8 protein-coding genes are annotated in these 12,554 nt (G+C 39.7%); 1 reads left to right on the top strand and 7 read right to left on the bottom strand.

Annotation, left to right across the window (positions count from 1 at the left end):
- Positions 1 to 18: 18 nt before the first annotated feature.
- The 7 genes from fusA to I6E69_RS16310 all read right to left on the bottom strand — a co-directional run bounded on the left by fusA (position 19) and on the right by I6E69_RS16310 (position 8,932).
- Positions 19 to 2,103 carry an elongation factor G gene (fusA, locus tag I6E69_RS16340; RefSeq protein WP_004334977.1) on the bottom strand — a complete coding sequence of 695 codons (2,085 nt, stop codon included), beginning with the start codon at positions 2,101 to 2,103 and terminating at the stop codon, positions 19 to 21.
- A gap of 206 nt (positions 2,104 to 2,309) precedes the next feature.
- Positions 2,310 to 3,035, bottom strand: a complete 726-nt coding sequence (locus I6E69_RS16335; RefSeq protein WP_197121667.1) for a response regulator — start codon at positions 3,033 to 3,035, stop codon at positions 2,310 to 2,312.
- 14 nt (positions 3,036 to 3,049) lie between these two features.
- Positions 3,050 to 4,672 (bottom strand): sensor histidine kinase, encoded by a 1,623-nt coding sequence (locus I6E69_RS16330; protein WP_052201245.1) that lies wholly within the window; start codon positions 4,670 to 4,672, stop codon positions 3,050 to 3,052.
- Positions 4,673 to 4,680: 8 nt separating this feature from the next.
- Complete coding sequence (locus I6E69_RS16325; protein ID WP_039488686.1) at positions 4,681 to 6,225, bottom strand: tripartite tricarboxylate transporter permease; 1,545 nt, start codon at positions 6,223 to 6,225, stop codon at positions 4,681 to 4,683.
- Between the two features lie 3 nt (positions 6,226 to 6,228).
- Complete coding sequence (locus tag I6E69_RS16320) at positions 6,229 to 6,696, bottom strand: tripartite tricarboxylate transporter TctB family protein (protein ID WP_039488687.1); 468 nt, start codon at positions 6,694 to 6,696, stop codon at positions 6,229 to 6,231.
- Positions 6,697 to 6,707: 11 nt separating this feature from the next.
- On the bottom strand, positions 6,708 to 7,679 hold the full coding sequence (locus I6E69_RS16315) for a tripartite tricarboxylate transporter substrate binding protein (RefSeq protein WP_039488688.1): 972 nt from the start codon (positions 7,677 to 7,679) through the stop codon (positions 6,708 to 6,710).
- 11 nt (positions 7,680 to 7,690) lie between these two features.
- Positions 7,691 to 8,932 carry an OprO/OprP family phosphate-selective porin gene (locus tag I6E69_RS16310; RefSeq protein WP_197121666.1) on the bottom strand — a complete coding sequence of 414 codons (1,242 nt, stop codon included), beginning with the start codon at positions 8,930 to 8,932 and terminating at the stop codon, positions 7,691 to 7,693.
- 498 nt (positions 8,933 to 9,430) lie between these two features.
- On the opposite strand from I6E69_RS16310, the gene I6E69_RS16305 reads away from it, so the two are divergent.
- A complete protein-coding gene (locus tag I6E69_RS16305) occupies positions 9,431 to 12,409 on the top strand; it encodes a DUF3857 domain-containing transglutaminase family protein (protein WP_197121665.1) in 2,979 nt (992 codons plus the stop codon).
- Positions 12,410 to 12,554 lie beyond the last annotated feature (145 nt).

The raw sequence follows: 12,554 nt of genomic DNA, 5'->3' as shown, positions 1-12,554 counted from the left end.
AAAGAGTTAAGAAACTAATTACTTAGCAGCTTTTTTCTCTTTTTCTGCAGCGATTACTGTGTCAGCTACGTTTTGTGGACATGGTGCGTAGTGTGAGAACTCCATAGAGAACTGACCACGACCAGATGTCATTGTACGTAGTGAACCAATGTAACCGAACATTTCTGATAACGGAACGTCAGCTTTAATGCGAACGCCAGTTAAACCAGCTTCTTGGTCGCTTAGCATACCACGACGACGGTTAAGGTCACCGATTACGTCACCAACGTGATCTTCTGGAGTGAACACGTCAACTTTCATGATTGGCTCAAGAAGTTGTGCGCCCGCTTTAGGGATCGATTGGCGGAAAGCACCTTTAGCAGCGATTTCGAACGCGATTGCAGATGAATCCACGGCATGGAAACCACCGTCAAAAAGTTCAACTTCAACGTCTAATACTGGGAAGCCAGCTAGAACACCTTCGCCCATCATTGACTTAAAGCCTTTCTCAACTGCAGGCCAGAATTCTTTAGGTACGTTACCACCAACAACTGATGATTTAAACGTGAAGCCTGAAGCAACTTCGCCTGGCTTGATGCGGTAGTCGATTTTACCGAACTGACCAGAACCACCAGATTGTTTCTTATGCGTGTAGCTATCTTCGATTTCACGAGTGATAGTTTCACGGTAAGCAACCTGTGGTTGACCAACGATAAGGTCTACACCGTAAGTACGCTTAAGGATATCAACTTTGATATCTAAGTGAAGCTCACCCATACCTTTAAGGATAGTTTCGCCTGAATCTTCATCAGTCTCAACTTGGAAAGATGGATCTTCTGCAACCATTTTACCGATAGCAACACCCATTTTCTCATTACCGCCTTTATCTTTAGGCTGTACAGCAATCGAGATTACTGGAGTTGGGAATACCATTGGCTCAAGTGTTACTGGGTGCTTAGGATCACATAGAGTGTGACCAGTTTGCACATTTTTCATGCCTACGATAGCAATGATGTCACCAGCTTGTGCGCTAGTTAATTCGTTACGGTCATCTGCTTGCATCTCAACCATACGGCCAACACGCTCAGTTTTACCAGTAAACGCATTAAGGATAGTGTCACCCTTATTAAGCTTACCTGAGTAGATACGTACGAAAGTTAATGCACCAAAACGGTCATCCATTATCTTAAATGCTAGCGCCTTGAAAGGTTCGTCAGCAGATACGATTGCGAATTCGCCATTTTCGTTACCTTCTTCATCCATAAGAGGTTGAGGATCAACTTCTGTTGGAGCAGGTAAGTAGTCAACAACAGCATCAAGGATTAGTTGCATGCCTTTGTTTTTGAAAGCAGAACCACAGAACGTAGGGAAGAAAGCAAGGTCACGAGTACCTTTACGGATACAACGCTTGATATCTTCGATAGAAGGTACTTCACCTTCCATGTACGCTTCCATAAGATCATCGTCTTGCTCTACAGCAGTTTCGATAAGCATTTCATGGTATTCATCAGTTTTTTCTACCATGTCTGCAGGAACGTCAGTGATTTCGTAGTTTTCTGGAAGACCAGTGTCATCCCATACGTACGCTTTTTTAGTTAAAACATCTACAACACCAACAAACTCATCTTCGATACCGATTGGTAAAGTCATGATTAGTGGAGTTGCGCCAAGTACTTTACGTACTTGCTCAGTTACACGGTAAAAATCAGCACCCATACGGTCTAATTTATTTACAAAGATAATACGTGCAACTTCTGATTCGTTAGCATAGCGCCAGTTAGTTTCTGATTGTGGTTCAACACCACCAGAACCACAGAATACACCAACACCGCCATCTAATACTTTAAGTGAACGGTATACTTCAACTGTGAAGTCAACGTGTCCAGGAGTATCGATAACGTTAAAACGGTGATCTTTCCAGAAACAGCTTACAGCCGCAGACTGGATAGTAATACCGCGCTCAGCTTCTTGTTCCATGAAGTCAGTAGTAGATTCACCATCATGAACCTCACCTGTTTTATGGATTTGACCAGTAAGCTTTAGGATACGCTCAGTAGTCGTGGTTTTACCCGCATCAACGTGCGCGAAAATACCAATGTTTCTGTACTTCGATAAATCTGCCATTAATTTTACTCTTAATAAAGTCGATAAATTATTCGGCAGGAGTATAACATCACTTAATGCGAACATCACCATACAAGCCGCTTAAAATGCAATCAATTCAACATATTTTTTTTATCGTCAGAATCTATTAAATATCAAACATAACAAAAAAAACGCAAGACATTGAAATTAATAGTGTTTAATACTTAAGTTTCAGATGCACCAAGTTACTTCGCTATTTTATAGCAACGTTCAGGACGGCCAATACTGCCATAACTTTGATCCGCTGTTAACTTACCTGATTCAAGCAAATACTCTAAGTAACGGCGTGCTGTAGAGCGACTCACACCGACCAAATCGCCCATTTGCTGAGCAGTAAATGCAGTGGTTGCGTGCTCTACAAAAGCATCATGTATTTTTTGCAGGGTAAGTTGGTCGACCCCTTTTGGTAAACGATTAAAAATATTGGTTTGCTGCTTTGAGCCAAATAACGTATCAACCATTGACTGCGTTACTTCACTTGCATCAGAAAAACATTGCTGACGTGATTCAAAACGTGCAAGTGCTTGATCTAGTCGGTTTAACATTAATGGCTTAACTAAAAAGTCGCATGCGCCTAACTGCATTGCTTTTTCAAGGGTTTCAACCTCTTTTGCAGCCGTGAGCAGCATAACTTCACTTTTAATTGTTCGTCGTCGTAAATCAGTTAACAAATCTAAGCCATTACCATCAGGCAGGTGTATATCGAGTAAAATTAAATCAGGTTCAATTGCATGCAGCAAAGCTGTTGCCGTGCTTAAATTACCTGCAATGCCCACTACCTGATACTGTGCTTGCCTTAAACTTTGCTTTGGCGTTTGATTGCCTGCAATACCATTTGGTAATAACAAGTACTGCGCTAAAAGCTGTGCTACCTCTACTTCGTCTTCAATTATTACTACTGAATACGTCATGTTTAATGCTCTTATTATTTTGGAATATAAACACTTAGTCTTGCACCAAGTAGGTCTGACTCACCAATTTCTAACGTACCGCCGCATGAGTCTAAATTTGTTTTTACCAAATACAAACCAATACCATGCTCTGCCCCAGATTTAGAACTGTACTGAGGTGTAAAAATAACATCATGGTCAGAACCTAACCCAAAGCCTGTGTCTTCTACATCAAATAAGAGAGTTTTACTGGTTTCATCAACGGTTACGCGTACTTTTGCAGAGCGAGAGCCTGATGCCCTAACAGCAGCCTCAATCGCATTATCAATAAGATTTCCTAAAATAGATATAACCCGTTCTAGCATTTCTTTACGTGCAATAACACCAAGCAAGCTGTCAGGGTTTAGCTCAAGCGCAACATTTAATTCTCGTGCTTTATGGTATTTACCTACCAACAAACCAGCAAGCACTGGGTCTTGTATGCGATCTAACAAGTTATGAATTTGTGCCTGAGAGCCTTGGCTTTCTTGTCCTATTATTTCTATAGCTTGTTCATTTTTCCCCATTTGCACTAACGCCCCAATTAGATTGAGCTTATTAGAGTAGTCATGAGTTTGTACTCTTAAAAGCTCTGCAAAAGCCTGAACTTTAGTTAGTTGTTGGCTTAAATACTCAAGTTCATCAGAGGGGCGCATACTCAGTAAAATGCCATCAGCCTGCCCTTGCACCTGCAAAGAAAATCTCGATAAAATAAGGCGTTTATCAGCGGCAAATAATTCAAATCCTACTATTTTACGTCGCTGATTACGCAATAAAAACTTAGCGTGCTTGGGTAATAAATCTTCCAAGGAAAGATTGTTATGGACTATAGATGTCGGTTTATCGAGGATTTCGCATGCACGCTGATTTAGCTTTCGGACTTTACCATCAGGGTCCAGTGCAATAATGCCACTACGAACAGTATTTAAAATAGCATCTTGCTCTGAAAATAACCTTGCTATTTCATCAGGTTGCAAGCCAAATATCGCATTACGTACTCGCTGCCCAATATAGACAGCCGCTACAATACTTAAGCCAACAAGCAGCAGCCCCCAGATAAGTATCTCAGCGCTGCGTGATAAAATCAGAGGGTTAATAGATTGTACCAAAAAGCCAACAGACACTAAGCCTATAATTTCATTATTAACATTATATACAGGTACTTTTCCGCGAATAGACTCCCCCATACTGCCATGCGCAACCGATATGTAGCGCTCGCCTTTGAGGGCGTTTTGGCTATCGCCTCCAACCATAGGCTTGCCAATTTTATGCTCATCAGGGTGAATAATACGCAGCGCATTAATATCGCCAACCACAATAAAGTCAGCACCAGTGAGCTCTGTGAGAGTCTCTATCTGCGAGTTCAACGCTGCTAAGTCGACTTTAATCTCTAACGCATTTATTACATCTGTACGTGTTGCAATACTATTGGCTACAGCGAGTGCTTTATCACCTATGTGGTTGTGTAAACTTTGCGCTGTAAGCTGATACACCAACGCCCCAAACAATATTGCTTGTAAAACACATAGCCCTGTTACCCAAATAATTAAACGTGTTTCTAATCGTTTAGGTTTTTTAACCATGCTTTGCAATGGGTTTAGCTTGTTGGTGTTGATCATTTATCTCTCTATTGAACTTGTTCTTGCTGTAACTTAGACGCTGTTTTATCCGCTCGACGCTGCTTTAAATAATCCTTTAAAGGAAACAACAGCACTAAAATAGAAAGTATAAAAATACTTAACGTGAGTGGTCTGTCCCATAAAAAGCTTAAAGAACCATCTGAAATCATCATTGAGCGACGGAAGTTTCGCTCGATCATGTCTCCTAAAATAAAGCCAAGCAACAACGGTGCCATTGGAAAGGCCAGTAGACGTAATACTAACGCAACCAAAGCAACGCCAACCATCATAAATAAGTCGAATGTGTTAAACGACACCAAGTAAACACCAATTAAGCTAAAGAACAATATCATCACGGTGAGTACCGACTTTGGCATTGCCAATACTTTTGCAAAATAAGGGATGAGTGGCAGGTTTAAAATTAATAAAACAATGTTGCCAAAATACATACTTACAATTACAGACCAAAACACGCTAGGGTTTTCTTGCATAAGCATCGGGCCAGGCTGAATGCCATAAGCGATTAATGCTCCAAGCATAATTGCCGTAGTACCAGAACCAGGAATACCCAATGTTAGTAAAGGAACAAACGAGCCTGTGCACGCAGCATTATTTGCAGACTCAGGAGCAGCTAAACCACGTAAAGAGCCTTTGCCAAATTTTTCCTTTAGGCCTTTAGGTGCTAAATTTCGCTCTGTTGCATAAGCCATAAAACTAGCGATAGTAGCTCCAGCTCCAGGTAAAACACCAACAATAAATCCTAAAAATGACGAACGGCCAACAACCGGCGCCATATCTTTAACTTCGTCTTTTGTTAATTTAGTTGAACCTATTTGCGGCGTATCTGAATCATTAAGACTTTTAGCGTCTTTCTTCTCTGGCTTAACAACATTAATTAATGCCTCAGCAAGTGCAAACGTTGCCATTGCAATTAATAAAAAGCTAATACCATCGAGTAAGTCGGCTTGTCCAAAGGTAAATCGCTCGGTGCCCGAGGATGGATCTATACCTACCGTTGCCAGCATTAAACCAAATACTGTCATCATCATTGCTTTTAAAAATTGGCCTTTATTTGAAAATGCAGCAATAGCTGTTAAACCTAAAAACATTAGCACAACATAATCAGGAGATTGAAAGCTCAACGACACCTTTGCTAGTAGAGGTGCGGCAACCATAAGTAGTATGGCGCCGATTGTTCCGCCAATAAACGAGGAATAAGCAGCAATAGCCAAGGCTTTACCAGCATGGCCTTGCTTTGCTAACGGGTAGCCGTCAAAAGATGAAGCCACCGTACCCGCCACCCCTGGCGCATTTATTAAAATAGATGACGTAGAGCCGCCAAAAATAGCGCCGTAATAAACACCGGCCATTAAAATCATACCCGAATCAGCACCTATGCTATAAGTAATAGGGATCATCAGAGCAATCGCAGTTATAGGTCCAAGCCCTGGTAGCATACCAATAAAAGTACCCACCAAACATCCTGCTATCACGTACATTAAATTATTAAAGTCGAGCACGGTCGACAAACCAAGCATAATTCCATCAAACATAACTTAACTCCACAAATCGCCCGGAACCAAGTAAATACCTAATACTTGAGTCATCAAAAACCAAAACACCACGGCAACAGGAATAGAGGCAAATAATAAAATCTTCTTGCGCTTTTCACCCATTACAAAAAATCCCACTAATAAAAAAGCGCTCGTTGATATTAAAAAGCCAACAGGTTCCAACATGGCACTATAGATAACCATTAAAACTAATAAGCCTAAAGTACGCACAATGTGTGACTTTTCTAATGGCTGGTTTTCTGCTGCTTTTTCGTTTGGCTTAAGTAAAGTAGAACCAATTGAGAGCAAGCACACCACAATACCAAAAACAGCGTAAACTTTTGGTAACGTAGCAGAAGTAACGGTTTCGTATTCTTCAAACGGTAATAGTGGAATTTGCCACGCCACTACAGCGTACAGAGTAAATAGCGCCAAGAATAAACTTGGCCCTAGTAGTTCGCGATTCATCATAAAAACCTCGATTAATCCGCTTTACGAATAAAGCCAAGCTCTTGCATTACCACTTTAAGCTGCGCTTCTTGTTTTTCGAGTGACTCAATAAATTCATCTTTTTCTTGAAAGAGATTTAACCAGCCATTTCGTGCACGAACAGTTTCCCACTCAGGAGTTGATTGTAATTTTCGAAGTTTTTCGGTGTATTGAGCTAATTTATCGGCAGGCAAATTAGGGGCTGCAAAAAAACCACGCCAATTAACAAACTCCATATCGTAGCCCATCGACTTTAATGTAGGTATTTGTGGATAATCAGTTAAAGCCTCTGGCGATGTAACGGCTAACACCCGCGCCTGTCCGCCATTTGCAACTTCTAATGCTTCGCTTAAGCCAGTTGAAAGTAAGTTAACCTCACCAGAGAGTAGGCCTGCTTTTGCTTTGCCACCGCCATCATATGGAATATAACGAATTCTACGGCCATCAATGCCGCCAGCTTTAGCTGCTTGTGCAGCAACTAAGTGGTCCATACTGCCACGGGCTGAACCACCAGCTACTTTAATTGAGCTTGGGTCTTCTTTAAGCGCTTTAATAACATCCTGCCACGTTTTATATGGCGAATCGTTACGAACAACAAAGGCACCAAAATCAGCAATCATACTTGCTACTGGTGTTAAATCTCGGTAACTGTAAGGAATCTTTCCGGTTAAGGCTCGCAATACTATAGGCGTTGAATTAACCATTAAAATATCGCCTTTTTTAGTACCTGACTCTATTAAGTAGGCAATTGCACGGCCACCGCCACCACCTGACATATTTTGAAAAGATGCATTATCATCAATGCCTGCCTTTACTAAACCTTCACCTACACCGCGAGCTGTTGTATCCCATCCGCCACCAGGGCCTGCTGGTACTAAAAAGTGAATATCGGCCATTGCCATGGGGCTACTTAGTACTAATGATGCCGCTAATAATGTTGTTTTTACTGACTTAAATAATTTCATTGTGTGTCTCCTTAAAATAAATACTGCATACGTGCACTAAAGCCCATACCAGAGTCTTCATCACCTACAAGCGCAGCGGTGCCTGGGCCCTCTACATCGCTGTAGATAAGGTTGCCCATAAATTTAATGTCACTACTAACGTAATAGCTTGTTCCTAATGTAAAGGTGGTTACTTCGCTGCCTTGGTTTTTACTCGTTGCATCCATTTGTGAAACACGCGCAACAAGCTCCCATGCATTTTTAATATTTTTAGGTTGAACAAATAGAGCTGAGCTGGCTTTGTACTGTCGTTGCTCCCCCCCTAAAAAGTAACTTGCTGAAATATGAAAACCGTCAAAACGTTCTCCATCTAAATCATCACTACTATTAAGCGCATCTAATGCACGGCTTGCGTACTCAGCCTCTAGTGTTAAAGAGTCAGCCTGAAAAGCAAATTCAAGTCCCGACTGCGATAAGCTATCCAATGATACTGTTGTACCGCCTGCAGCATAATTAACTAGGCGTACATTGGTTTCACGTATTTCACCACGCGCAAAACGATCTCCTAGTTCATTGCCGCCCATATCGCGATATGAATGCCATGCACCTAAATGAATTACATCACCAGGGGCTGCACTCGACCACGTCGCACGCCCTGTAATAGCAAGAGTAAGCTTGTCGTTTTCATCATTACCTGTTGCACCAAATGCATCATTTTTGTAAACGCCTATCGCGTAACGAAAGCCAGAGTCTTTAAAATATTGATAGGCAGAAGCGCCCCAACGAAAAAAGGGCGAGAAGGTATTAGCAAGCGAACTACGCTCAATAGTATTAATATGTTTTGAACTGGTTAATGCATTTAGCGAGATATCTTCGCGAATTTTACCTACTTTAACTTTAAGTCCGTTATCGAACGCATAACGTACTCGCGCCATCACTATTTCAGCGTCACCTTCGCCAAATTCTAAAAGTAATTTGTGATCCCAGTTACCATGTTCACTCTCTACATAGGTACGAATACGGCGAGGGAAAAAGTCGCTCCCGCCAGAGCCCTCGTTCTCGGCATTGTAAGCACCATCAAAATAGTTGTAGTCGAGCTGAACTCGTCCACCAAACTCTAAATTAAAACCACTGGTTGTTTTTAATGCACTTACTTCTTTTTGCAGCGCATCTAATTGCTCTTGTAGTTTTTGCGTATCGTTATCGGCTAAAACGGATGTACTTGCTAATGCGGCAGCAACTGCCAAAGCGAGTTGTGTGTTACTTGCTTTCATTATTTTCTCCACGCTTGTGTATGTATTTATTGTCAGGTAGATAAGCGACGACAAACTGCTATCTAACTCGCAGCTTATTGTTAACGTGAAATTAACTAAATATTTAGAAGGTAAGGTGCATTGATGATCGTTGTGTGCTTTTTATTCATAAAATTCATGAACAAAATGAGCAAAAACAGTTACTGTTATATTTTGATTTATAAAAAATTTTAAAGGTTTGAATGATTACCGTACGAATAAATAGATAGGATTTTTGCAGCTCTACAAAGTCCACAATAAAGTAGGCTTAGCTAATTATGATTTAGCAATACAACTAAAAAATTATTTTAGGAACATTTGAGGAGGGGTTAAGCGTTTCGCACTTACATAGCAGTTTATTTATATACTATTAATTAACTGCTCAACAATGAATTTGTTAACATCTCATTGTCAAAAAAGCCTAAATTTGGTACATTATTCCTTCAATAGTATTTATAAAAACAACTATAAGACCCCACAATGAAATGGAACTTCCTTCGACTCAGTGCTTGGCTAATTGCACTTACCTTATTACTTTTATCTCATAGTATTTTTGCGCAGCAATATAAAATAGATAAACCAGCTAATTGGGTTAATACACATATTATTGAGCAACCCAAGGATTCCGACATAACCAAAGTACGTGACGGCACACTTTATTTGTTACTCGATAACCAATCCTATATACCGAGCAGGCAAAAACAGCAACGCTATACACGTTTGGTTATGAAAGCTTTAAATCAAAGTGGTGTTGATTATATAAGCCAGCTTAGTCTCGATTTTGATCCAAGTTACGAGTCGCTAACACTAAATAGCTTAACGATTATCAGAAATAATGAGCACATTGATAAGCTTGGTAGCGCGAGAATGACGGTTATACAAGGTGAATCTGAATTAGCTGATCGTATTTATAATGGTAGCTTATCACTCAATATTATTATTGATGATATGCGCAGTGGCGACATACTCGATTACAGCTACACAGTGACAGGTAGCAACCCTATATATGCTAATAAATTTAGTACAAGGCGCACGCTGAACTGGTCGGTACCCGTAGTGCAACAAAATATGCGTGTACTTTGGGGTAAACAAACACCTCTACATATAAATACAATAAACGGCGCAGCTGATATTCAAGAAACGCTTAATAAATATGGCAAAGATTATTCTATAACTCTTTTTGAAGAACCTTTACTGGAGCAGAATTCTCAAACCCCAACGTGGTACGACCCATATACACAAGTTTATTTTTCTGAGTTTGACGATTGGGGTCAGGTAGTTAACTGGGCATATCCGCTTTATCAATCAGCCATAGAAACTCCAAATAGCATTTTGGATGTTGCTGAAAAAATAAAAGCAAAACACACAAAAACATCAGACAAAATTGCCGCTGCACTGCGCTTTAGCCAAGACGAAGTTCGATATTTAGGGCTTGAAATGGGCACTAACTCGCATCAACCAACGTCAGCTTCAGAAACGCTTTCACTACGATACGGCGATTGCAAAGATAAAACAGTACTGCTTATCTCGTTATTAAAAGCGATGGATATAGAGGCATTTCCCGCGCTAGTTGATACAGAGGAAACCAAACGTTTAAAAGAACTTCCACCTTCAGCAAGTGTATTTAATCACGTAATTGTTACGCTTAAACAAAACGGAAAACGCTACTGGCTCGACCCTACGGTTAGCTACCAGCGAGGTACTCTCGAATATTTAGCACAGCCTGATTATGGCTATGCCCTAATTATTGATAAAGGTGAAAGCGCTTTAACTTCAATGGCGCAAAAACCTGTACATACAAATGTATCTGTAGAGGATAACTTTTTTATTGCTGAAAAAGTATCTGAGCCATCACGTTTTGAAACCCAGTACACTTATGCTGAATTTGAAGCAATTAACCGAAGAAACAATATAGCCAGCAGTGGTCTAAATAGCGTTGCTAAATCTTATTTCGAGTATTACCAAGGCTTTTTAAATGGCTTATCAATCAATGAAGCAATGGCAATTAGTGAGCAAGAAAAAACGGGCAAACTAATAACCAAAGAATCGTATTTAATTAGTGAATTTTGGGAAAAAACAGACGAAGGCTACGAAGCTAGTTTTTATGCGAGTGAAATACAAAATAGCGTTTACGAACCAAAGCAGGTAAATCGTACCGACCCACTTTACTTTGACTACCCCAATATAATTAACACCACAATAAAACTACATTTTGCAGAAAAAGGTTGGGGATTTGATAGCGACCAAGAAGAAATTGACAACGACTACTTCAATCTAAAAACAACTACTGAATTTAATGATAATGTTTTAACACTGAGCTATAACTATTACGCAAAACAAGATCATATTAAAGCGGATCAAATAGATGATTATTTAGCACAGCGTAAAAAGTTAATATCAGCAACTCATTACCCTATTCTAAAATATGCAAAGGCGAGCGAAACGCCTCAAACAACAGCTGATGTGCTAGATAGCCTTGGTTATAGCTGGCTTAAATATGTGTTGGCTGGCTATATTTTAGTGCTCATATTCTTTTTCGCCGATTGGCGATTAGAGTCAGCAAAAAAAGTTAAATTTGAAGATAGTCCATTTTATGCTGTATCTGTAAGTAAGTTTATTATTTACAGTATTTTAAGTTTAGGCATATTTGTTAACTACTGGAGTTATCGTAACTTTAAGGCCATTAAAGAGCGCGATAACTCAAGTATTATGCCTATTGCTCGAGGTATATTTGCATTTTTATGGTACTACCCTTTGTATCGCGCACTTGCACAGCACAGCCAGCAACAGTTAAACAAAAATAGAGTAATGCCTAACTGGACTGCCTTAACACTCTGGCTAATGGTACTTGCCAGCGCCTTTACTTATCGTATGGACGAATACGCAACCATAGTGATTTGTATAATGCCATTTTTATGGTTGCCCCTAGTTAGTTACATTGAGCAAACCGATATAAGTAAAGAAGCCCTACATTACAACTCATACTGGCGAATTAGACAGTATTTAATCTCGCTTGCGTTTGCACCTCTATTATTTTTAGGCGTACTTCAAGAAGTAAATATTTTACCCAATGCTGCAATTATAAAAGGCGATAGTTTATGGCCTTACCAAGTACACTTTTTAAAACGTAATCGCCTAACACCTGAAAACGAAGAAATACTTTATTTTTATAGCGATGCAGTATTTGATTACCGAGAAGACGGTAACGGAATAACCGAGAACTATATTTTTAGTTACTACAAAAACGATGACGGTAAGCTTGAATCAGATCTTAGTCACTTTAAAGACATAGAAAAAATAGAAACCACATACGGTAAAACCAAACTTGATAACACAAGCATTAAAGTAATAAAAACTGACGGTAGTGATTTCTTGCTCATTGTAGGGCGTCTAAACAAGCAGGATAAAGTACTAGTGGAGCAGATTAATTTACGTATAACAGCAAATAAAGTGCGTTAGTGGCTTAAAATATCCAGTTAAGTACGAATATTTTTAGCCATAAATTAAAGGCTGTTGATCTTTAGGGGCTAAGGTTTTACAAGCAATGCTTTTATAATAAAAATCCATATCAAATTATTTAATAAGTATTAAGCATCTATTTTTT

This window comes from Pseudoalteromonas sp. NZS100, from assembly GCF_015864815.1.
Taxonomy (GTDB): Bacteria; Pseudomonadota; Gammaproteobacteria; order Enterobacterales; family Alteromonadaceae; genus Pseudoalteromonas; species Pseudoalteromonas distincta.
This window is presented reverse-complemented; position numbering and strand designations above follow the sequence as displayed.

Coding starts and splice junctions, on each gene's coding strand:
- fusA (WP_004334977.1), bottom strand. CDS start 2,103: ATGGCAGATTTATCGAAGTACAGAAACATTGGTATTTTCGCGCACGTT.
- I6E69_RS16335 (WP_197121667.1), bottom strand. CDS start 3,035: ATGACGTATTCAGTAGTAATAATTGAAGACGAAGTAGAGGTAGCACAG.
- I6E69_RS16320 (WP_039488687.1), bottom strand. CDS start 6,696: ATGATGAATCGCGAACTACTAGGGCCAAGTTTATTCTTGGCGCTATTT.
- I6E69_RS16315 (WP_039488688.1), bottom strand. CDS start 7,679: ATGAAATTATTTAAGTCAGTAAAAACAACATTATTAGCGGCATCATTA.
- I6E69_RS16305 (WP_197121665.1), top strand. CDS start 9,431: ATGAAATGGAACTTCCTTCGACTCAGTGCTTGGCTAATTGCACTTACC.
- I6E69_RS16325 (WP_039488686.1), bottom strand. CDS start 6,225: ATGTTTGATGGAATTATGCTTGGTTTGTCGACCGTGCTCGACTTTAAT.
- I6E69_RS16330 (WP_052201245.1), bottom strand. CDS start 4,672: ATGATCAACACCAACAAGCTAAACCCATTGCAAAGCATGGTTAAAAAA.
- I6E69_RS16310 (WP_197121666.1), bottom strand. CDS start 8,932: ATGAAAGCAAGTAACACACAACTCGCTTTGGCAGTTGCTGCCGCATTA.